General features: G+C 29.1%; 23 protein-coding genes and 2 tRNA genes. 4 read left to right on the top strand and 21 right to left on the bottom strand.

Annotated elements, in window-relative coordinates:
• Positions 1–17 precede the first annotated feature (17 nt).
• The 17 genes from rplF to rpsJ all read right to left on the bottom strand — a co-directional run bounded on the left by rplF (position 18) and on the right by rpsJ (position 8,288).
• Positions 18–557 carry a 50S ribosomal protein L6 gene (gene rplF / locus ACWXVS_RS01640; RefSeq protein ID WP_438340892.1) on the bottom strand — a complete coding sequence of 180 codons (540 nt, stop codon included), beginning with the start codon at positions 555–557 and terminating at the stop codon, positions 18–20.
• Between the two features lie 28 nt (positions 558–585).
• Entirely contained in the window at positions 586–996 is a 411-nt protein-coding gene (gene rpsH, locus ACWXVS_RS01635) for a 30S ribosomal protein S8 (RefSeq protein ID WP_438340893.1), read from the bottom strand.
• A gap of 2 nt (positions 997–998) precedes the next feature.
• Complete coding sequence (locus ACWXVS_RS01630; RefSeq protein WP_004417000.1) at positions 999–1,184, bottom strand: type Z 30S ribosomal protein S14; 186 nt, start codon at positions 1,182–1,184, stop codon at positions 999–1,001.
• A gap of 11 nt (positions 1,185–1,195) precedes the next feature.
• Positions 1,196–1,750 carry a 50S ribosomal protein L5 gene (gene rplE, locus ACWXVS_RS01625; protein WP_438340894.1) on the bottom strand — a complete coding sequence of 185 codons (555 nt, stop codon included), beginning with the start codon at positions 1,748–1,750 and terminating at the stop codon, positions 1,196–1,198.
• Positions 1,751–1,771: 21 nt separating this feature from the next.
• Positions 1,772–2,107, bottom strand: coding sequence for a 50S ribosomal protein L24 (rplX, locus tag ACWXVS_RS01620; protein ID WP_455994714.1), 336 nt, complete (start codon positions 2,105–2,107; stop codon positions 1,772–1,774).
• Positions 2,107–2,475 carry a 50S ribosomal protein L14 gene (rplN, locus tag ACWXVS_RS01615; RefSeq protein ID WP_438340896.1) on the bottom strand — a complete coding sequence of 123 codons (369 nt, stop codon included), beginning with the start codon at positions 2,473–2,475 and terminating at the stop codon, positions 2,107–2,109. The genes rplX and rplN overlap by 1 nt, the downstream gene beginning before the upstream one ends.
• Positions 2,468–2,749, bottom strand: coding sequence for a 30S ribosomal protein S17 (gene rpsQ, locus ACWXVS_RS01610; protein ID WP_438340897.1), 282 nt, complete (start codon positions 2,747–2,749; stop codon positions 2,468–2,470). Before rpsQ ends, rplN begins: the two co-directional genes overlap by 8 nt.
• Positions 2,749–2,976 (bottom strand): 50S ribosomal protein L29, encoded by a 228-nt coding sequence (gene rpmC / locus ACWXVS_RS01605; RefSeq protein WP_444705166.1) that lies wholly within the window; start codon positions 2,974–2,976, stop codon positions 2,749–2,751. Before rpmC ends, rpsQ begins: the two co-directional genes overlap by 1 nt.
• Positions 2,952–3,389, bottom strand: coding sequence for a 50S ribosomal protein L16 (gene rplP, locus ACWXVS_RS01600; RefSeq protein ID WP_444705167.1), 438 nt, complete (start codon positions 3,387–3,389; stop codon positions 2,952–2,954). Before rplP ends, rpmC begins: the two co-directional genes overlap by 25 nt.
• Positions 3,367–4,110, bottom strand: coding sequence for a 30S ribosomal protein S3 (rpsC, locus tag ACWXVS_RS01595; RefSeq protein ID WP_438340900.1), 744 nt, complete (start codon positions 4,108–4,110; stop codon positions 3,367–3,369). The genes rplP and rpsC overlap by 23 nt, the downstream gene beginning before the upstream one ends.
• A 1-nt stretch (position 4,111) precedes the next feature.
• Complete coding sequence (rplV, locus tag ACWXVS_RS01590) at positions 4,112–4,480, bottom strand: 50S ribosomal protein L22 (RefSeq protein WP_438340901.1); 369 nt, start codon at positions 4,478–4,480, stop codon at positions 4,112–4,114.
• Position 4,481: 1 nt separating this feature from the next.
• Positions 4,482–4,763 carry a 30S ribosomal protein S19 gene (gene rpsS / locus ACWXVS_RS01585; protein ID WP_438340902.1) on the bottom strand — a complete coding sequence of 94 codons (282 nt, stop codon included), beginning with the start codon at positions 4,761–4,763 and terminating at the stop codon, positions 4,482–4,484.
• Positions 4,763–5,611, bottom strand: coding sequence for a 50S ribosomal protein L2 (gene rplB / locus ACWXVS_RS01580; protein WP_438340903.1), 849 nt, complete (start codon positions 5,609–5,611; stop codon positions 4,763–4,765). The genes rpsS and rplB overlap by 1 nt, the downstream gene beginning before the upstream one ends.
• A gap of 114 nt (positions 5,612–5,725) precedes the next feature.
• On the bottom strand, positions 5,726–6,190 hold the full coding sequence (gene rplW / locus ACWXVS_RS01575; RefSeq protein ID WP_438340904.1) for a 50S ribosomal protein L23: 465 nt from the start codon (positions 6,188–6,190) through the stop codon (positions 5,726–5,728).
• Positions 6,190–7,116: a 50S ribosomal protein L4 gene (rplD, locus tag ACWXVS_RS01570; RefSeq protein ID WP_438340905.1), complete on the bottom strand. Its 927-nt coding sequence runs from the start codon at positions 7,114–7,116 to the stop codon at positions 6,190–6,192. The genes rplW and rplD overlap by 1 nt, the downstream gene beginning before the upstream one ends.
• Positions 7,117–7,118: 2 nt before the next feature.
• Positions 7,119–7,907, bottom strand: coding sequence for a 50S ribosomal protein L3 (rplC, locus tag ACWXVS_RS01565; RefSeq protein WP_444705169.1), 789 nt, complete (start codon positions 7,905–7,907; stop codon positions 7,119–7,121).
• Between the two features lie 72 nt (positions 7,908–7,979).
• Positions 7,980–8,288 carry a 30S ribosomal protein S10 gene (gene rpsJ / locus ACWXVS_RS01560; protein ID WP_438340907.1) on the bottom strand — a complete coding sequence of 103 codons (309 nt, stop codon included), beginning with the start codon at positions 8,286–8,288 and terminating at the stop codon, positions 7,980–7,982.
• A gap of 261 nt (positions 8,289–8,549) precedes the next feature.
• Here rpsJ and ACWXVS_RS01555 point away from each other — a divergent pair.
• Positions 8,550–8,633 (top strand) — tRNA-Tyr (locus tag ACWXVS_RS01555).
• A gap of 3 nt (positions 8,634–8,636) precedes the next feature.
• Positions 8,637–8,711 (top strand) — tRNA-Gln (locus ACWXVS_RS01550).
• 142 nt (positions 8,712–8,853) lie between these two features.
• On the opposite strand, the gene ACWXVS_RS01545 is transcribed toward ACWXVS_RS01550, so the two are convergent.
• From ACWXVS_RS01545 to leuS, 4 genes are all read right to left on the bottom strand, one after another.
• A complete protein-coding gene (locus tag ACWXVS_RS01545; protein WP_455994712.1) occupies positions 8,854–13,242 on the bottom strand; it encodes a hypothetical protein in 4,389 nt (1,462 codons plus the stop codon).
• A 328-nt stretch (positions 13,243–13,570) separates the two neighbouring features.
• A complete protein-coding gene (locus tag ACWXVS_RS01540) occupies positions 13,571–15,226 on the bottom strand; it encodes a hypothetical protein (RefSeq protein ID WP_455994710.1) in 1,656 nt (551 codons plus the stop codon).
• A gap of 368 nt (positions 15,227–15,594) precedes the next feature.
• The gene (locus tag ACWXVS_RS01535) at positions 15,595–16,854 is read right to left on the bottom strand and encodes a hypothetical protein (RefSeq protein ID WP_455994708.1); all 1,260 of its coding nucleotides are present in this window, start codon (positions 16,852–16,854) and stop codon (positions 15,595–15,597) included.
• A gap of 538 nt (positions 16,855–17,392) precedes the next feature.
• Complete coding sequence (gene leuS / locus ACWXVS_RS01530; protein WP_444704766.1) at positions 17,393–19,798, bottom strand: leucine--tRNA ligase; 2,406 nt, start codon at positions 19,796–19,798, stop codon at positions 17,393–17,395.
• Positions 19,799–19,947: 149 nt separating this feature from the next.
• Between leuS and ileS the strand changes: the two genes are divergently transcribed.
• Together ileS and ACWXVS_RS01520 are read left to right on the top strand one after the other, a co-directional pair.
• Positions 19,948–22,623, top strand: coding sequence for an isoleucine--tRNA ligase (ileS, locus tag ACWXVS_RS01525; RefSeq protein WP_455994706.1), 2,676 nt, complete (start codon positions 19,948–19,950; stop codon positions 22,621–22,623).
• The gene (locus ACWXVS_RS01520; RefSeq protein ID WP_455993606.1) at positions 22,610–23,194 is read left to right on the top strand and encodes a signal peptidase II; all 585 of its coding nucleotides are present in this window, start codon (positions 22,610–22,612) and stop codon (positions 23,192–23,194) included. Before ileS ends, ACWXVS_RS01520 begins: the two co-directional genes overlap by 14 nt.
• Positions 23,195–23,263 lie beyond the last annotated feature (69 nt).

Raw genomic sequence — 23,263 nt, 5'->3', positions numbered from 1 at the left:
TTTTACCTATTTTTTAACTACTTAGCAGCAGTTTTTCCTTCCTTACGTCTAATAACTTCATCTTTGTACATAATTCCCTTACCTGAATATGGGCTTGGACGTCTAATATCTCTTATATTTGCAGCAAATTCTCCAACAGCTTGTTTATCAATACCAGAAATTATAATATTAGTTGGTTTTGGTACCTCAATTTTTAGATTTGATGGAATTGCCTTAACTACACTGTGCGAATATCCGGCAATTATTTCGATTTCATTTCCCTTAAGTGTTGCTTTGTAACCAACACCCTTAATTTCGATTTCTTTTTTATAACCTTTTGAAACTCCGATTAACATATTACTAATAATAGCGTTTGTTGTACCATGCAATTGCTTTGTAGTTTTTTCTTCATTAGCTCTTAAAGTTTTAATTTCATTATTTTCAATAATAACAGAAATTAATGGTGAAAATGTATATTCTAATTGGCCTAAATTACCTTTAATAACAATATGGTTTTTTGATAAATTTATTTCAACACCTTGAGGAATAGATAAAACTCTTTTTCCAATTCTTGACATAGTTTAAATCCTTAAATCTAGGTAAGTGCTATCAAATAAAGGCAATAACTTCGCCACCTAAGTTAGCTTTTCTTGCTTCTTTATCAGTTAATAGACCTTTTGATGTTGAGATAATTGCTGTACCATATCCACTTAAAACACGAGGTAATTTGTCAGCTGATGAATATACTTTTAAACCTGGTTTAGAAACTCTTTTAATATCTGTAATTGCAGATAGATTTTGATTCATTCCTTTGTATTTTAAAGTAATTTTAATTTCTTTAAAACCTTTTGGTGAGGTAATGATTTCATATGAAGTAATATAACCTTCTCTTGTAAAAATTTCTAAGATTTTTTCTTTTTTAGTTGAGTGAGGAACTAGAACTTCATGATACTTTCTTGAAATAGAATTTTTAATTCTAACAAACATATCTGCTATTGGGTCTGTAATAATAGCCATAATTATCAACTCGCTTTCTTTACGCCAGGAATCTTTCCTTCGTGTGCTAATTCTCTAAAACAAATTCTACAAATTTTATATTTACGTAACACTGCATGAACACGACCACAAATTTGACAACGTGTGTATTTTCTAACTGAAAATTTTGGTTCACGTTCAGCTTTAATCATTAACGCTTTTCTTGCCATACAAATTCTCCTTAATTAGTACCTTTTGCAAATGGAATTCCAAGTTTCTTTAATAATGCAAATGCTTCTTTATCTGAATTTGCACTGGTTACAAGAATAATATCCATACCTTTTAACTTACGAATTTTATCAAATGAAATTTCTGGGAAAATAATTTCTTCTTTAATACCAATCGCGTAGTTACCACGACCATCAAAACTTTTTAAGCTTGTACCATTAAAGTCACGTACACGAGGTAAAGCAATATTAATTAATTTAGTTAAAAATGATCACATTCTTTCACGTCTTAATGTTACTTTTCCACCCATTGGCATACCTTCACGCAATTTTCAAGATGCCAATGATTTTTTTGCCACTGTTTGATATGGTTTTTGTCCAGTTATTTGGCTTAATTCAACCATAACCTCTTCAATAGCTTTTGAGTTTGATACTTCATTTCCGGCTGTCATATTAATAACAATTTTTTGTAAACGCGGAGCTTGCATAATTGATGAGTAACCAAATTCTTTAACTAATTCAGGGCGAACTTGCTCTAAATATTTTTTTTCTAATTCTAATTTAGCCATTTTCTATTTCTCCTTATTTACTTATATAACCTTATTAACTTTTTTCATAACTCTTTGTTTTTTACCGGTCTTAGCATCAACTTTAAATCCTATTTTTGTTCCAATTGACTTTTGGCCTTGCGCACCTTTTTTTGCTAGGTATGCTACATTAGAAATGTGAATAGGAAATTCTTTCTTTTCAATTTTTCCTTCAGTATTTTCTTGTGAAGGTTTATGGTGTTTGGTTTTCATGTTAATTTCTTTTAGAACAACGGTTTGTTTCTTGGCATTTGTTGATAAAACTGATGCAAATCTACCTTTTTCTTTTCCTGAAATAACTAAAACAATATCATTTTTTCTAATTTTAGCTTGAGACATTATAAAACCTCCGGAGCTAATGAAATTATTTTTAAATATCCTTTTTCACGAAGTTCTCTCGCTACAGGACCAAATACCCGAGTACCTCTCATAGTACCATCTTCTTTAATTAAAACAACAGCATTATCATCAAATCTAATGTATGAACCATTTTCTCTTGCAATGCCTCTTTTTGTTCTAACAATAACTGCTTTTAAAACTTGACCTTCTTTAACCACACCATTAGGGATTGCCTTTTTAACAGTAACAACAACAATATCACCAATATTTGTGCTTCTTACAACCGAACCACCAAGGTTCTTAATAATCATTACTTCTTTGGCGCCAGAATTATCAGCTACATTACATCTCGAAAATTCACTAAGCATTTTCGTTTCCTCCGATAGCGTGTGATTTAATCTCAACTAATCTAAAGTGTTTAGTTTTTGAAAGTGGTCTTGTTTCTTGTATTTCAACAACATCACCAATTTTTGCTTCATTTTTTTCATCATGAACAGCAAATTTCTTAGATACTTTGAAACGCTTTGAGTATAATGGGTGTTTTGCATATGTTTCAACCATAACAGTAATAGTTTTTTCATTCTTAGTACTAATTACAGTTCCAACAAGCTTCTTACGATGATTTTCTCTAACTTGTTCCATTATTTATCTCCTTCTTCCTTTTTGGCATTTATAGCAGTCAAGGTTCTAGCAATATCTTTTTTAACTAAATTAATTTTGTGGGTTTGGTCTAATTGACGAGTCGCATTTTTGAAGTGTAGAGAAAATAATTCTGCTCTTAATTCTGCTAATAAAGTTTTTAGTTCTTCAACTGTTTTTTTCTTTAATTCAGTATATGACATAATTATTTTTCTCCTTCCGATTGACATGTAGCATCTCTAGAAACAATTTTTCAAGTAACAGGCAACTTGTGACCGCCTAATCTTAAAGCGTCTTTCATAGTATCAGTTTGGTTTCCCATAACTTCAAACATCACTGTTCCTTCTTTAACAACTGCAAATCATTGATCAGGACTACCTTTACCAGATCCCATACGAACACCAATAGGTTTAGATGTTTTTGACATATGTGGAAATATCTTGATAATAACCTTACCTTCACGACCCATACGACGAGTAATAGCAATACGAGCTGCTTCAATTTGTCTTGCACTGATTCATGCTGATGAGGTTGATTTTAAACCAAACTCACCAAATGAAACTGTGTTATTACGATGTGCTTTAGTTTTATCATGGCGGATACGAAACATTTTTCTATGTTTAGTTCTCTTTGGTTGAAGCATGTTTTTCACCGCCCTTTCTAATAACTCTCGGTCTTCTTTCAGTTTTATTTGATTCCAAAGCACTAACTTGTGCTTTTCCGTTTTCTAAAATTTCACCTAATGAAACTCAAACCTTAATGCCCAAGATACCATATGTTGTTTTAGCCTTAGCAACAGCATAATCTACATCTTGTCTTAAAGTATGCAATTTCATTTCACCTTCGGTATATCCTTCCGTTCTAGCCATATCAACACCATTTAAACGGCCAGATACAGAGGTTTTAATACCTTTAGCTCCTGCTTTCATAGCACTTTTGATAGCAAATTTTTGTGCTAATCTGAAGCTTCCCCGATTTTCTAATTTAACAGCAATGCCTTCTGCTAATAGTCTTGCATTTAAGTCGGGATTTTTTAGTTCTATTACATCAATAGTAATATTAATTTTTTTATTTCTTAGTTCTTTTTTAAGAGCTAATGTTATAGCTTTAATATTATCACCATTTGTTCCTAATAAGGCAGCTGGTTTAGCTGTATATACATAAACAATAATATTACTGTTTTGGTTTCTCTTAATTTGAACATTGCCAATTAAATATTCACGAACCTTTTTATCAAAGAAATCATAAATTTTTTGATCTTCTAATAAGAACTTAGCAAAATCTTGCTTGTCTGAATATCAAACAGTATTATGCGGTTTTGTTATACCAAAACGAAAACCATTTGGATTAACTTTTTGACCCATATTATTTTGCCTCCTTATTTAGTTCGTCTGTATTTAATTCCATTAATTCAACATAAAAGTGACTAGTTCTTTTTAAAATTGGGTATGCTCTGCCACGTGAGTGAGGTTGAAATCTTTTTAATGTAGGACCTTCATTTACTAAAATTTTTGAAACTACTAATTTAGTAGCATCTAAACCAAAATTATTTGTTGCATTAGCAATCGCTGAATTTAAAAGTTTAAGAATAATTTCTGAAGCCTTTTTGTATGTTGTTTGCAAAATGATTAATGCTTGTGTAGCTGATTTATAGCGAATTAAATCTGCTACTAATCTAGCTTTTCTCGCACTAATTCTTTGCATTTTAACTGATGCCTTAACTATTTGTGCCATATTATTTCTTTCCTTTAGCCTTATCAGCACCGTGACCATTAAATGTTCTTGTTGGTGCGAATTCACCTAATTTGTGGCCGACCATATCATTTGTTACAAAGACATCAAGAAATGCATGACCATTGTGAACTTGAAATGTTAAACCAATAAATTCAGGATAAATTGTTGAACGTCTTGATCAGGTTTTGATTGGACGCTTTGGTGCTTTATTTTCAATAATAGCAACCACTTTTTTCATTAAGTGATCATCAACAAAGGGCGCTTTCTTTAATGAACGAGACATTATTTACTTTCCTTTCTTCTTCTAATAATAAATTGGTTAGATGATTTTTTAGTTGCTCTAGTTTTAACGCCCAGAGCTTTTTTACCTCATGGAGTCATTGGTGATTTTCTACCAATAGGTTGTTTACCTTCACCACCACCATGTGGGTGATCATTAGGGTTCATGGCTGAACCTCTAACTGTAGGTCTAATTCCTCTCAATCTATTTCTACCAGCTTTACCGATATTAACTAATGAGTGTTCTTCATTTCCAACTTCACCGATTGTAGCGCGGCATACACCTAGAACTTTTCTCACTTCGCCAGATTTTAGTCTTAAGATAACGTATTTTCCTGATTCATCCTTACCTAAAATTTGCGCTGAACTACCAGCAGAACGAGCAATAATTCCACCTTGTTTAGGTTGTAATTCGATATTGTGAACAAATGTACCTTCTGGAATATTTCCAAGTGGTAAGTTATTTCCTATTTGTATATCTACATGTTCTCCTGAAATAACTTTTTGTCCAACCTTAATATTTTTTGGACTGATAATATATCTCTTTTCTCCATCACGATAAACAATTAAAGAAATATTGGCTGATCTGTTTGGATCATATTCGATTGTTTTAACAATAGCCTCAATTCCATCCTTGTTATATCTTTTGAAGTCAATAATACGATAAAATCTTTTTAATCTGCCACCGTGGTGACGAGTTGTAATTTTACCTTGATTATTTCTTCCGGAATGTGTTGGAAGTGCCACAAGCAATGATTTTTCTGGTTTATGTCCAGTTAAATTTGCTTGATAGTCAAGAGAAGACATATTACGACGACCATTTGTATAAGCTTTAAATTTTTTAATAGCCATTGTCTTCTTTTCTCCATTTCTTAAAAATATTTGTTTGTATAATATTTATCTTTTAAGAATCTAAATTATTATTTTTAAAAATTAATCTTATAGTTTTTGTTTTATCGAGATTAATTATTTTGATTCTGTTTCTTGCTTAATTTCTTCTGCTTTTTCTTCAGACTTTTGCGTTTTTGCTTCTGCAGCTCTTTTAATTTTTTCTGCTGCTTTTAGTTCGGCTTCTGATATTTGTTTAACTGTTTCGACATTTTCAGACTTCATTTCAGTTTCTTTTGCCTTCTTTGCTTCTTTAGCTTCTTCAGCAAATAAAACAATCTTTGAATCTTTGTCTAAAAACACAACAGCCTTCTTAACGGCATTTTTAAACCCTGCAAATCTACCTAATTTAGCTGGTTTTTTATCATAATTAATGATATTAACTTTTTCAACTTTAACATCAAAGATAAATTCAACAGCTTTTTTAACTTCAATTTTGTTTGTTCTTCTGTCAACAACAAATGTATAGACATTTTGATTAGATCTAGCAATTTCTGATTTTTCAGTTAAAACTGGATATTTAATAACATGATTAATATTCATTATTTTGCCATCCCTTCTAAGAACTTAACATCTTCCTTGCTAATCACTAAAACATCAGCAGCTACTAATGATTCGATTGACAATGATGTAACCTTGTTTACATTAACATTTGGTAAATTTTTAGCCGATTTATAAATGGTTTCATTTGAAGAAACTATTAGAATATTGTTTAATCCAATTAGATTATCCTTATTCAATTCAACTAATAAGGCTCTAGTTGAAATACTTTCTAGTTCGTATTCTCTAACTAAAACAGAATTTGCATTTGCTAGCATTGTTAATGCTGAGAATAAAGCATTTTTTCTAGCTTTTTTATTAATTTTAAGATTGTAATTTCTTTCGGTTGTTGGTCCAAATGCTCTACCGCCGCCAACAAAGATTGGACTTCTTAATGACCCAGCACGAGCATTACCTGTATGTTTTTGTGGTCATGGTTTTTTGCCTGTTCCACTAACTTCACCACGTGATTTAACCTTATGAGTAGCCAGACGTTTTGAGCCTCTTTCTACCAAAATAGCGTCAAAAACTGATTGAGTATGTATCTTTTCTAATCCAAACACACTCTTTGGCAATTCAAAATCACTTTCTTCCATTTTTTTAGCTGGTGATGCTGGTTTATCAACTAAATTTTCTTTTTCAATAAACTCGATAGCATCCTTGCTTTCAACTTTAGCTTCAATAACTCTGTTAGCAATAATTCTAGCCTTTTCTACATCAACACTACCACTATATGCTCCATTACGGTGAAATCATACTCTAGTACTATTCTTAGATTTTTCGCTAACATTAATGAATTCATTAACGGCATCAATAAATTCAGCAAAATTTCCTGAAACTTTTTCTTTTGCTTTTTTGAAATTAAATGATATGTTTCGGTCTTTATCAAACTTTTCTGAGATATAGTATTTATCAACAATTGTAGACATAATTATTTATCCCCTTCTGTAGCTTCTTCAAGAGCTTTCTTCATTTCGCTTAATGACATATCCATATTTAATTCAAGATTATATTTCTTAGCTTGTTCAAAAATTTCATTCTTTGCTAATGTTTCTTTTAAATTAACTAATTTAATTTCAGCTTTCTTTTGAACTGATTTCTTAGCATTTTTAATAACTAACAAAGCACCTTTTGCTCCAGGAACACTGCCTTTAATAATTAATAAGTTATTTTCCGCTTCAGTTTTTACAATTTCTAAATTTTGAATTGTAACTTGTTCAGCTCCAAGGTGACCAGGCATTGTCATACCTTTTCAAACTCTATTACCAGATATATCACCAATAGAACCGGTTTGTCTTATAGGTTGCGAACCACCACCACCACCATGTGATTTAGGACCAATATGTTGGTTTCATCTCTTAATGGTTCCGGCAAAACCTTTTCCTTTTGAAATAGCCGTAACATCAACCACATCTCCGCCTTCAAAAATTGAGGCATCTAATGTTTCACCTAAGTTAAATCCGGCCATATTACGGATTTCTTTTACGAATCGCTTAGGTGTTGTATTTGCTTGTTTGAAATAATTTACTTCAGGTTTCTTAATTTGAGATTTTTTCTTATCTTCTAAACTAAGTTGTGTTGCAATATAACCGTTTTTTTCTTCGGTTAAAATTTTGGTAACAACATTTGGTTTAACTTCAACAATAGTTACAGGTATTAACTTACCTTCGCTAGTGAATAGTTGAGTCATTCCAACTTTTCTTCCTAAGATTCCTTTCATTTTTATCCTTTCATTTTTTTAAAAAATCGGTGCCACATATACGTATATATTTTAAAAAAAATAATATCTGTATTATGCTACAGATTTAACGCTAATTTGAACACCAGCAGGCAATTCAAGTCTTTTTGCTTTATCAATTAGTGTTTCGCTAACATTTGACAAAACAATTAGACGTTTATGAGTTCTGCTTTCGAATTGTTCACGAGATTTTTTGTTAACATGAACAGATCTTAAAATGGTAACAATTTCTTTTCTTGTAGGTAGAGGAATTGGACCACTTACCATAGCCTTCTCAGCTTTCGCTAGAAGTATAACCTTTTTAGCAGCATCATCTACTAAACTAGCTTCAAAGGCTTTGATTTTAATTTCTAATTTTGCCATTGTTTGTTCTCCTTCTTCATTATATGAAGCACTCCGCATAAGTTCTCGATAACCAAGATGAACAACTAAGCTCGGTATATCGTAACCTTATGCTTCTTTGCATAGTTGCTAATTTATTATACCAAAAACATTTTTTTTGTAATTTTTTTAAACTTTTTTTATATAAAACACTAGAAACTGGGTAACAAGATAATGAATTTATTTTTTATTTTTTAACAAATAATTTTTTTTATAATATAATTTAACTTGCTAATGTAAATTGGAGGGGTAGCGAAGCGGCCAAACGCGGGTGGCTGTAACCCACTTCCTCACGGTTCGGGGGTTCGAATCCCTCCCCCTCCACCATTTTGCCCTTTAGCCAAGTGGAAAGGCAGCGGTTTTTGGTACCGCCATCCGTTAGTTCGAATCTAACAAGGGCAGCCATATCATTAGTTGATTATTTAATCAAACATGACTAGTAAACTCAAGTATTTTAACTTGAGTTTTTTTATTTAAACAAAACAAAAAGCTCAAACCTCTTTATATGGGTAAAAGCTTTTTTTGTAACGGCATATTATATTTATTTTTATTTAGATTCACTAAGATTAGATAATATTTGCTTTAATTTATTTATCTCGTCTATTAAATCTGAAATTTCTTTCTTTTTCTTGGCAAGCTCTTTATTTGTAGTGCTTAGAGTTTGGCCTACATTTTCTTTATTTTTCAACTCTTTTTGAATGATATTATTGATATTACTGATTTCCTCACTAATATCATTAGCTTGGCTTATTATTTCTTGAAGTTGATGCTTATTCTTCTTTAATTCTTCATTTTTATTTGAAAGACTTTGTTTATTAGATTCAAGATTTTTCTCAGATTTATTAAGTTGCTTTTCGAGACCTAATTTAGCAAATTCTGAAGCATGCTTTTGTTGTAGGGCTAGATTTTTTTCATTTTCAATAGAACTAAATAATTTTGTTTTTTCAACTACGTTCTTATTTGCTAATTCAAGTCTTTGCAATACTTGTTTCTTATTTGTTTCTAATTCATTTAGTAATTTTTCAACTTCTTCAATTTCAACAATCTTAGTGTTTAAATTATTACTATCCTCTGCAACCTTTTGCTTTGCGTTTTTTAAGCTTTTGCTAGCATTATTTTTCTTTTCTTTAGCATCAATAAATAGTTTTTCTTGATTATTATAAGCTTCTTGTTTTCATTGTACTTCTTTATTTTTATTATTTAATTCTATCTTAGCATATTCAAACAATTCATAAGCCTTATCTTGCTTTTCTAATGAAACATCTAAATCATGTTGTGCCTTTGCTTCTGCTTGTTGCACGCTTTTTTCTATTTTTTTAGACTCTTCTAAATCTTTTGTTTTTTGATCCTTAATTTCTTGTTTTGATATAAATTCCTTGTTAGCGCCTTCTAATATTTTTTGAGTTTCTTCTTTATTTCTGAGATCATTTTGATTTTGATTTTCAACTTCTTGTTTTAGCTTTTTCTTTTGGTCTAATTCTTCTATTTTTAATGATTCATTTGCAAGTTTTTCTTCATATTCAGCCATTGCTTGATCATTGCTATTTTTTGCTTCATCTAGTTCTTGTTTGACTTTTTCTACTTCATTTGTTAAGCGATTTAGATCACTAGTTAACTCATTTATTTTTTGTGTTTGGGCTTCTAAATTGCTATTATTTATTTCTTTTTGTTTTTGTAATTGGCTAAGATTAGATTCAGCATTTTTAATTTCTTCTTCTTTATTAGTTTTTTCTTTTAATTTACTTTGTGTTTGCGATTGCAATTCATTTTCTTCGGCAAGTTTATTGTTCTTTTTTTCATTAGCATTATCTAAAGATTTTTGTGCTTCTTGCTCTGTGAGTTTTGCTGCTTCGAATTCTTGTTGCGCTTTTTTTAGCTGCTCTTGCTTCGTTTGCAATTCAGTATTCTTGGTTTGAACATCTTTTTGAGTTTGTTCTAATTTTAGATCAGCTTCTTTTTTTTCTTGTTGCAATCTAGTTTCATTTTGCGTGGCAGTTTCTACTTCGCTAACCTTGGTTTCTAAGAGTTTTTGTTTTTTTAACAAATCAGATTGTGCTTGATTATACTTCATTTCAGCGCTATTTTTTACTTCTTCAGTATGTGAAAAATCTTCTTTTGCTTTTTGCAATAGTTTATCTTTATTTGCAACTTCTTGCTTAGCAGTTTCTAATTGCCTTTTAGCTTCCGCAAGTTTTTGCTCAGCCATCGCTTTTTCGGAGCTAGCTTGATCTTTTTGCGACATTAAATTATTCTTAACTTCTTCCTTAGTCTTTAAGCTTTCCTTAGCTGCATTGATTGTTTTAAATGTTGCCACATATTGTTTATTAAATTCATCATATTTTTTATTTGCATCATCAAATTCGCTTTGTTTGGCAATTATTTTTTCGTCCAATTTAGAATTGGCAAGCTTTTGATTTAATTGTTTATTTTCTTCGTTTATTCTATCAATGTCTTGTCGATTTTGTGTAAGTTCTTGTTTAGTTGTTTCAATTTCTTTTTGTTTTTTAGCCACCTTATCTTGCATGTTATGAATATCAGGAAACAAATTTGAAGTTTCTTTATATATTTCTACCCAATTGTCTGCAGTAGCATCAGACATAGAAGTATTATAATGTCTTCATGTATCTAAATAAGGCTGGGCAAACTCAAAAATATCTGGATATTTTTCTTTTATCTCATCATATTGAGCTTGAGCAAGATCATACAGTCAAGAATCATCATCATCATTGCCAAAATTATAAATTTGGAAGAGTTTTACGATTTTTTCTAGCTCTTCATAACTATAATAATCACCGCCATAAGGGGTATAGTATTTTTTACTTTCTTCAACAATTTCTTCTTTATTTTTATCTATTACTTGATTAAGTGATGAAACTTCACCTTCTAAATTAGACAATTTATCCCTTTTTTCGTTTAATTTCTGGTTTTGTCTTTCTAAGTCTTCTTGATTTTTTTTAAGTTGCTGATCTATTTTCTCTTTTTCACTTCTTAATTGTCTTAATTCAGTATTATTTTTATCTTTTTCTTCTGTTGCTTTTTCTGTTTTTTCTCTAAGTTCATCACTTTTTCTTTGTTCCTCTAATAATGTTTGTTGTGCTTGTTGAAATGCTTCCTCGGCTTGCTGATAATCTCTTGCAGCATTTTGTTCCTTCTTACTCTTTTTGGCAAAATCTTCTTCAAGACTTGAGATTTTCTGTTCAATTTGAGATTGTTTTCCTTCTGCTTCTTGCTTTTCAACATTTGCCTTATTTTTAATTTCTTGTTTCGAAGCTAACTCGCTATTCTTATTATCTAATTCAGTTTTTGATTCTTTTTCTTTATCTTTAGCCTTTTGTAATTCAGATTCAGCTACGGCTTTTTCGCTATTCTTTGTTTGCAAATCATTTTGCGCATTTTGCAATTTTTGATCAGCTTCTTTTTGGTTTTTTATTGCTTGTGTTTCTTTATTTCTAGCCTGTTCTAATTCCTTATTCGCATTGGGCAAAGCATTTTCTAATTCTTTTAGTTTTTGTTGCTTTGTTTCTAAAACTTTTTTTGCATCTTTAAGCTTTTGTGTTAATGATGCTATTTCATTTGATATATTTTGAATTTCTTGTTCAACTTTTTTAGTTTTGTTACTTAATTCAGTATGTTGTTCTGATAATAATTTCAATTCATCTTTTTTTGATTCTAGTTCTCTTTGCGATTCGGCTTCTTTTAAAACAGAATCATCATAAGCAGCAGATAATTTTTTCTTTTGTAATTCAGCATCTTGTTTTTCTTCAAGTTTTTGTTGCTTAGCTTCATTTTTAGCTTTTAAATCATTTTCTTTTTCTTCTAGTGTTTCTTTGGTTTTATTTAGTTTAGTTTGAGCATTATTTTTTTCTTTTTTGGCTTCTTCAACAGCTCTTAATGCTAGATCTACCTCGCGAGATTTTTGCACTAAATTATCACTACTTTGTTGTAATGCTTGTTGTACCTTTTTTAATTTATTTGAAGCCTCTTCTTTTATGGCGCTTGCCTCATTTAATTCTCTGATTGCAATATCAAGAGCTTGTTGTTTTAAATTAACATCTTCACTTTTTAATTGTAATTGTTCTTTAGCTTGATCTAAGAGTTTTTCTTTTTCTATAACTTCCGCATTTAAAAAATCCATTTTTTTCTTAGCTTGGCTATAGCTAGCTTCTGCTGAATTTTGTTGTTTTTTTAAACCTTCTAACTCGTTCTTTAATGTTTGCAAGGCATTATTTTTTAGATCAAAATCTTGTTCTGCTTGTTTAAGTAATTCTGATGCCTGTTTTTCTTTTTGTTTAGCTACTTCAAGATCATGCGATATTTTATCTTTAGCTTGTTGCTTGTTGCTCAATTCCATACTTTTTTTATTAATATCACTTTCGATATTTGAAATTGATTTTTTGGCATATTCATTATCTGTTTCAGCATCAGCCAATATTTTTTTGGCTCTTTCTAATTCGCTATTTTTTGATAACAATTTTTCTGATTTTTCAGTAAAAATCTTATTTGCAAAATCAAAATTTGATTGAATTTTTTTATGTTCTTGTTTTGCTATTTCTAATTCCTTTTTAGCCTCATCATATGCTTTTATTAAACTCGCAAATTCCGCTTCTAGCTTTATTTGTTCATTTTTGATTTCTTCTAACTTAATCCTAGACTCACTATTTTTTGTTTCAAGATTCTCGATATTTTTCATTATTTCTGCAAACTTATTTTTAGAATTTTTTTGTTCTTTTTTGATATATAGCAATGCTTTTTTAGCTTCTTTTAACTGCTTTTGTTTTTGCGAAATAATTATGTTATATTTAGATATATCTTCTGTTTTTTGTGCAATTGATTTATTCTTATTATAACGTGCATAGATAAATGCGGAAATACCTGCGACCACCAGCCCTGTTGACAATCCTAAACACAACGCTAATGTACCCTTACTTCTTCTCATTATTAAATACCGCCCTAAACATTTTTATTAATTGATTCTATTTATTAGTTTTTAGCATACTAATAATCTCAAATTATATATATATATATATATATATATATATGAACGAATATCGTCTAAAACAGGGCGCTTTTTAGCTTTTTCTAGTGATTTTACTATCAAGAAGGCAGTTGTTTATTGAAAGCATTCTATTGATTTATTTCCTATGTTTATCATAAAATTTTTATGTTTTAGAAAACAAAAAAACATCTTGAAATATAACAAGATATTTTTTGTTAAAACATTTTTTGTTTTCATTTTGATAAACTTCATTAATTATTATAGATTTTTAAATAACTGATAGCTTATTTTTTATTTGTTCTAATTCCTTAATTTTGTGCTCTAATATTTTTGCTTTTGATAATACGTCCGTCGCCAAAAATGAAATTGCCTTATCCGTATTTTCAACACTTGCTTGAATATCTATAATTTGCTGTTTAAACGACTCTTTTTGCTTAAACAACGAAGCTAATTCATTTTTAGCATTTTGATATTTTTGTATTAACATTTCTTTTTGTTTATTTAAATCTTTATATTCACTGTCAATCTTATTAAGATTTTCTGAGTTCATAATTTGTTCTTTTTTATTTGTAATTTCTAGAACTTCTTCAAGTTTCGCTTTGTTAGATTCTAATGTTTCTTTTTCTTTAAATAGGTCTATATATTCTTGTTTTACTTGATTAAATTTTTGGGTTCTGTGCTCTACTAAAATGTTTGCGGCTTGAAAGTTATTTAAGGCATAATTGTAATTTTCTCTAGCCTTTGTTAGCTCTTTATAAGTTTCAGTAACCTTTTTTTGATTATTTATGTTTTTAGTACCAATCTTATTATTATATTCATCAAACGAAGCTCGAAAGGCTTCATAAGCAATACGAACTTGCTTTTCAGTGTCTTCTAATTTTTTAGCTACAGAAGAAATTTTTTCATTTAAATCACTAATTTGTTCAGGAATTTGATTCGATAATTGGTGTTCAACATTATCCTTATTTTCCTTTTTACTCATAAAATAATGGTAATAATCTTGTACATCAGAAACTAAACCCTTTATTACTTCAACATCTTTAATTTCATTTTTTAGCGCTTCGTTTAATTGATTATTAATTTCATCATACTTAGATTCTAGTTTTTTAGTATCCTCTTTATATCAAGGTAATCGTCCCTCTAATTCGGATTTCCTTTCATTTATATGATCTAAATCTTGCATTAATGATTCATATTCTTTTTGAACTTTTTCCAATTCCTTTTCTTTTTCAGCAAATTGCTCGTGTACTTTTTCATGCTTAGGTCTGAGAACAAATTTTATATAACGACTAAACTCTGCTGCCGTTTCCCTAGCAGCAATGTGCTCATTAACTGCCTTTATAAGTTGTTCATTCATGTTTTTTAATTTTTCGCTAGCTATAACTAATTGTTTATCAGATTCTTGCTTTGCTAGTTCATTTTTTGTTATGGCTTCCTGTTTTAAGAATATATCGTTTTCTTTTTGCTTGATTCTTTTCTTTATTTGTTCTAATTCAGATGCTACATTTAATCTATTTTGAGTAGTTTGATCTAATAACTTCTTAGATTTTTCAAGTTGTAGTGAGGTATTTGCAAGTTTTATATCTAAATTATTAATTTCATTCTTAAATTGTTTTATAGTTTGATTAAGACTAAAATCTCTGCTAGATAATTCACCTATTTCTTGATTAGTTAAATCAAGATTTTTAATTAAATCTTTTTGTTTAATTTTAGTGTTATTTAATGTATGCTGTGCTTTTATTAGTATTTTCTTTGCAACTTCAATCTCTTGTTCCTTTTGTTTAATAATCGAAATCCTATTATTTAATAAATTTTGATTTTTATTAACTAGTGAAACATAAGTTAATGTTGCTCCGGAAGTAACTACCAGCCCTGATGCAATCGCAAGGTATATTCCTAATTTATTTTTTTTAGTTCTTCTCATAAAAATAACTCCTCAATGAATAAAAAATGGATTATATTTCACCACATATTAAATTAAACTAGATAAATTTTAGTCAAGATTTTAAACCATAAGTTTATTTACGGGTGGATCTTATATGATAATTATATATATATATATATATAATGATAAAAAGGTTAAAAATTCTTTAATAACCATTGAATATATGAAATATTTTAACTAATAAATTAATAATTATGTCTATAAATTCATACATATATTTATTTTTAGCAAATAAATAGCCTTCATTAAAAAGGTTTATAGTTGCGATTTTAAAAAATAAAAAAGGTGAGTTTAACACCTTTATTAAATTTTTTTATTTTAAATATTTACTTTTTTAGGATGGATTTTTAGTTAAAATCAATAGTTTTTGAATCTTCTTTTAGCTTTTTTAGCTTTTTTTGCTGTTCAACAATTATCTTATTGATAAAATTATGCATTTTTTCAACGGCATTATATGGACTAATATAAAACGGTTCATATGGCTTTAATATATATACCTTAAATTGAATTTTTTCTCGCAATTCTCTAAAGGCTTGTTCACGATATTTAATAAGTTCTTCCTTAGGATAAGTAATACCAATATTAGATAAATCAGATTCCTTTATTACTTTTCCATCAGAGGTAATAAATGTATTTCCAAAATCTTTATATTGTGAATATGTTTTTTCTAAAGTTTGAACTTGTTTGATATAGTCTTTAACTAAATTAGCTCGTTGCTCAACATCTCAAAGAGTTGTTGTGTCGCCAATTGGACCATTTATCATATTAAAATAATCATAAATTTGATCCTCAATTTCTTCTATTTGAATTTCCAAAACATCTTCAAAAAAATTTTTAACCTTCTTAATTTCAGATTCAACAAAACCACTAAATTTAGTACTTATTTCATCTTCCAATTCTTTATGATTTTTTGTATCCTTCTTTAAATCTCTTAGTAAAGTATCTTTTTCTTCCTGAGTAAATGGCAATTTTTTACCACTAAAAACTTCGAATAATGCATTTATTTTTTGATCACTTGTTATTATAAAAGGTTCATCATCTTCATCTCAAGGAACATTGTGTTCTGGTTCATTTGGAAACAAAACAATTCCTTTATCATTGTTTAATAAAAAATCAAAACCTTGCTTCCCTTCTTTTGATCTATCATAATGTTTATATAAATTCTTGTAATAAAAATTATCAATTACATTCTTAATTTCTTCATTAGTTGGGTCACTAAGATCAATTTCAATTTTTGGTGCTTCATTTTTTATATTATTTATAAGATTATTGTTAGTGTTAATTGAATCAACTGAGTCTAGATTAATTGCATTTTTTATTAATAGATCCGTAATTGGTTTATTTTGTTTTATTAAATCTGTAAGGACTTTTTTTGAATGATGTTTCTTTAAATCTTCATAAACAATTTTGGTATTATTGCCAAACTCTTGATTTTTATCTTTATTTGGAGTTTCTGGTTTCTTTGGTTCTGCTGGTTTTTCTGGCTTGCTTGGTTCAATTGGTTTTTTTGGTTCTTCTGGTTTAGCAGGATTTGCACATGATAGAGCTATAATTGGTGTTGCCAAAACAGGCAAAAATCCTAAAAAAAGTAATTTGCTTTTTTTCATTTTTTTTCCTTTCAATTTAGTATTTTTTATAATTATATGACCAACCAAAAAAAAAAAAAAAATAGCGCTTTTTTTAAAGAAAAATCATATTTTAAATTAAAAATTTATGGCTAATTTAACTTACTATACACTTTTTTTCCATCACTTAATTTTTGTATAATATTTCTAATTTTAGGCTTAAAAAAACTAAAGTTTTATACTTTCATAAACTAATGCAAATAAAAACATAAATAATTCATTAATACATATTAATAAAAAAATGAAAGTCACAAATTAAGCTTAAATTAAACATAAAATAAATAGTTTATATATTAATATTTAAGAATTTTTTAACCGATATTTCATTTTTAAAAAATATATACTTTAATAATATATGTTATCGGCCTTGATTATACTTATTTTTTGTTTCACTAGAGGCATTTATAATAATTGATACACTAAATAAAATAATAAAAAACTCAAATCATTATTTTTGACTTGAGTCTAATTATTTTATTTTGCCTAATGTATTCTTATTTTGGTTATTATCTAAATTTCTTTATTTAATTAGAATGTTCAATATTTTATTTTCAATATAAATAACTTTAATCACTTGCTTGTCTTTTAATCATTTTTTAATTGAATCAAGCTGCATTGCCTGCGTAACAATTTCATCATTGTTCCAAATTGGTCGAATTTCTAACTGACCACGCAACTTTCCGTTAATTTGTACACCAATTTGCGGATTTTTTTCAATAATTAAATTAGTTTTAGCAATTGGCCATTTTTGGTAAAATATCGATTTTTCACCAATCATTTCCAAAAATTCTTCTGCTATATGAGGAGCGAAAGGCGAAAATAAAATAGCAAAGTTTTTAATAATTTCTAATGAATTAATTTTTTCAATATTCGCAAGAAAATTAATAAAGACCATAAACTTGCTTATTGCTATATTAAACTTATATTTTTCAATATTTTCACTAATATCCAAAATAAGTTGATTAATATTGCTATCAAGTTCCTGATTTTCATCAGTTATATCGATGTTTTTTCTTAATTTATCAACAATAAGATAAATTCTATCGAGTCATTTTCTAATTCCGTTGAGAGAATCTGTATTTCATGACTTTGACTCAGTTAAGGGGCCCATAAACATCTCATATAACCTTAGGGCATCAGCACCATGTGATTCAACTAAACCATCAGGATTGATGACATTGCCAAGAGATTTTGACATTTTTTGTCCATCTGGTCCTAAAATTAAACCTTGGTTTATTAACTTTTGAAATGGTTCCTTGGTATTGACAATGCCTAAATCATATAAAAATCTATGTCAAAATCTAGCATATAATAAGTGTAATACGGCATGCTCTTGGCCGCCAATGTATAAATCCACTGGCAACCATTGATTAAATCTTTCCTTTGCTTCTTGACTATCAAGCGGCAAATATGTTCCGTCATCATTTTTTAAAATATAGGCCAGGAAATATCAACTAGACCCCGCTCATTGGGGCATTACATTAGTATCATGTCGATATATCTTATTATCAACTTCAACATATAATCAATCCTTAATGTTGGCAAGCGGTCCTTCTGTTGAGCCTGATGCTTTAATATTATTAACCTCAGGAAGTTTTACTAAATTATCAACTAAATAAATTTTATTATTTTCATCAAATAAAACCGGAAACGGTTCGCCCCAATATCGTTGACGTGAAAATACTCAATCTCTCAATTTAAAATTAGTTTTATTATCAACGACGCCCATCGCATTTAATTTATGATAAATAACTTCTGTTGCTTGTGCTTTTTTAAGGCCGTTTGCGATATCAGAATTAATATGTTTAGAATCGTCAACAAACGGTAACTTCTCCGCTTCTAATACTTGTTTAATAGTTAGATTATATTTTCTTGCAAACTCATAATCCCTGGCATCATGAGCAGGAACAGACATTATTGCCCCTTCGCCATAACTCATTAAAACATAGTCAGAAACTCAAACCGGAATATTTTCATTTGTTAGGGGATGACTAACATATGCCCCAGTGAACAAACCTGTCTTGTCTTTATTAAGTTGTGTTCTTTCAAGATCGCTTTTTGTCTTTGTTATATTTATATAATCGATAATTAATTTCTTATATTCATCTGTACAAATTTCTAAAAGCAATGGATGCTCAGGACTAATAATAATCGATGAAACACCATAGATAGTATCTAATCTGGTTGTGAAGGTTGCAATATTTTTCTTTGAATTTTTAAGATTTCATCTAACAATATGACCTTGTGATTTTCCGATTCAATTTTTTTGTAATAATTTTAAACTTTCGGGTCAATCAAGGCTAGTCAATCCCTCTAGGAGTTTATCGGCATACTTAGTGATCTTTAGGACTCATTGCTTCATCGGCTTCTTGACGACAGGAAAATTACCGCGCTCCGAAACTTTTTGCCCGTTAATTTCAATAATTTCTTCGTTGGCCAATACTGTGCCCAATCCTTCGCATCAATTAACGTCAATTTCCTCAATTGAAGCAAGTCCATGCTTATATAATTCCTTAAAAATTCATTGAGTTCAAATATAAAACTTGGGATCAGTAGTATTAATTTCTTTATCATAATCATATGAAAATCCCATTAGTTTTAATTGTCTACGAAAGTTATTAATATTTTTTATTGTGAAGGGGGCTGGGTGGTTTCCAGTCTTAATTGCATATTGCTCAGCAGGTAATCCAAAAGCATCTCAGCCAATTGGATGCAATACATCAAATCCGTTTAATCTTTTGTAACGTGAAATTATATCTGTTGCAGTATAGCCTTCAAGATGTCCAACATGTAAACCAGACCCCGAAGGATATGGGAACATATCAAGAATATAGGCCTTTTTATTGCTTTTTTTTGTTGTCTTAAATGATCTATTTTGTTCTCAAAAATCTTGTCATTTTTTTTCTATTAGTTTATGGTTATACATGTTATTAATTTTACATTAATATCTTTTTTTACAAATATAATGTTGTTTAATTTCTTACAAAAAACATTAGCACTGTTTTTATATAAATTATTGTAAAATTTAATATATTATTTTTAACTGTAATACAACAAAACAATAAAGGAAAAAATATGGCTGAAGAAAGTAAAGATTATAAAGACACATTATTAATGCCACAAACAGAATTCTCAATGAAAGCAAATCTTGCTGATAAGGAAATTATCTTCCAAAAAAAATGAGAAGATGAACAACTATATCAAAAAATTTTAGCTTCCAACAAAGGGAATAAAACATTTGTTTTGCATGATGGACCTCCATATGGGAATGGGAATATTCATGTTGGTCATGCGTTAAATAAAATCCTTAAGGACATAATTGTACGATTCAAAAATATGCAAGGCTTTTATGCTCCATTTACACCCGGTTGAGATACTCACGGGCTTCCTATTGAACACAAAATGTTAGTAGAGCGAAAAATGACTGCAAAAGATTTTTCAGTTGTGGAACTAAGAAGAGCATGTGAAGAGTATGCCCTAAGTCAGGTTGCAAAACAAATGGAACAATTTAAAAAGCTTTCATTGCTAACTGATTTTAAAGAAATTTATGTTACTTTAGATAAAAGATTTGAAGCACAACAATTAAGACTTTTTAAAAAAATGCTATTTGATGGTTTGATATACAAGGACCTAAAACCAATATATTGATCGCCTTCTTCACAATCTGCCCTAGCAGAGGCTGAAGTTGAATACGCAGACCATATTTCACCATCAATATTTGTTGCCTTTAAGATTACAGAAGGCAATAATATTGTTTGTAAGGATGAAAAACTAATTATATGAACAACTACTCCGTGAACATTAATTGCAAATTCAGGTGTAGCTATCAATTCAGAATTTGAATACATCAAAATAAAAGTTAATAATACTACTTACATTTTAGCCGAAGGCCTAGTTGAATCAGTTGCTCAACAATGTAAATGAGAAAAATATGAAATTATTGGAAGCAGTTTCAAAGGTAAAGACTTATTAGGAATAAAATACGAAAGTCCAATTAATAAACTAATTTGTCCAGTCGTTGAGGGACACCATGTTACACTTGAAAATGGGTCAGGATTAGTCCATATGGCGCCTTTATTTGGCGAAGATGATTTTATTATTGGAAATAAAAACAACCTTGAAAAAATTATGCACGTCAATGATGATGGGACATTAAATGAAAAAGCACTTCAATTTAAGAACATTTTCTATGATGATGCTAATCCATTAATTGGTAATTTCTTAGAGGAAAATAATTTATTGCTTGGATTCAAAAAGATAAAACACTCATATCCTCATGATTGAAGAACCCATCTTCCAATTATGTATCGCGCCACTCCTCAGTGATTTGTATCCGTTAAAAAGATTAAAGATAAAATTCTAAATGAAATAAATAATGTTAAAACATATAACGAGTGATCAAAAAACCGCCTTGAATTAATGCTTGAAAATCGCGATACTTGATGTATTTCAAGACAACGAAGTTGAGGTGTTCCTATTATTGTTTTTTATGACAAAAACAAAAATCCAATATTGGAAGAAGAAATATTTGACTATGTCATAAATCTTATAGAAAAACATGGCTCAAACATATGATATGAAAAAACAGCGGACGAATTATTACCTGAAAAATATCAAAAACTTGGATACACTAAGGAAAATGATATTATGGATGTTTGATTTGATTCAGGATCAACTTCACTAGGCGTTAAACCAGCTGCTATTGAGGCACCATTTGACTTATATCTCGAAGGTTCAGACCAATATCGCGGTTGGTTTAATAGCTCAATGATAAATTCGGTTGCTTGAAGAAATAAAAGTCCCTTTAAGTCATTTCTATCACATGGTTTTACTCTCGATGGCAAGGGGCGCAAGATGTCTAAATCATTAGGAAATACAGTTGACCCGCTAGAAATAGTAAAAAAATATGGTTCAGATATTTTAAGATTATGAGCTGCAAACTCTGAATACACGGCCGATATTACAATTGATAATAAGATTTTGGAACAAAATGTCGAAATTTATCGTAAATTAAGAAATACAATCAAATTTATGCTAGGAGCACTATTTGACTTTGATTTTAATTATGTTAGTCTTGAATCTATTCATGCATTAATGTTTGAAAAAATAAATAACTTGGAAGCTAAAATTCTATCCTTTTATGAAAATTATAAATTTGTAAATGTTATTAAAGAAGTAAATAATTTTATCATTGATTTAAGTTCTTACTATATCACAATTACAAAAGATATTTTATATCTAAATAAACAAGATAACTATGAAAGAAGACAAGTTCAAACCGTTTTTGCCAAAACCATTAAAACTTTATTGCAAATACTTGCTCCTATACTTCCAACAACTATGGAGGAAGTATATCAATATTATAACGAACCTAATAAGCAAGAATCTGTACACTTATTAAAATGAAATCTAAATAAAACTTTTTCAACAAAGCTAAGCGATAAATGACAAGAATTTTTTGATCTAAAAGACGAGGTTTATAGATTAATTGAAGAAAAGATTAAATTGCAAGAAATTAAGAGACAAAACGAGGCATTTGTAACTATTACAACTAAATCAGAATTCATAAAATCATTACCACTAGCTAAATTACTAATGATTGCTAAATTAACCATCGGAAACGAAATGAAGGTTGAAAAACGCGAATCATATAAATGTCTAAGATGTTGAAATCACTTTGAAAAAGATCAATTTAGTTTTAAAAATGAAATTTGCTTTAGATGCGAGGAGGTTATTGATGCAAGAAAATAAAAAGGAAAAATACTTTTCAAAAGAATATTGAAGAACAAATTGAAAATTCATTCTTGTTAACATAGCAATTTTTTTGGGAGCATTATTTATTTTCTTATTAATAGACCAACTTACAAAGGAATATATTTTTAGATGAAAAGATAAAAGCATTTTATCTCCAGATCTAGACTATGAAATCGGCAACAAATTTATAATCTTTAAATCAGTTTTTCACGCTGGCACTACGTTAGGTTTTTTTGAAAGCAATTTGCCAGTCTTGCACACATTTAGTTTTGCCATTATTTTAGGTTCACTATGAGGCGTAACTTTTGTCAGAGAAAAGCATTCAATATGCATAACTATTTTTCTTGGTTTAGTAAGTGCTGGATCTATGGGTAATATGATTGATAGATTTATATTCGGTGGCGTAAGAGATATTATGAATTTTCCGTGAGCAAACCAAGGAGTTTTAAATTTTGCTGATATTTGATTAGTTTTAGGAGCAATAAGTGTGGTTTTATCGATTGTAACCATACATTGAATAAAACATTATAAAAAGAACAAACTAACAAAAGACGAAAATAAGGTTTAACTAAACCTTATTTTTTTCGCTCTTTTTTCATATATTTGTTATATTTCCAAGTTTATAAATTAAAAATTT

The organism is Mycoplasma sp. 327 (assembly GCF_053851655.1).
This window is presented reverse-complemented; position numbering and strand designations above follow the sequence as displayed.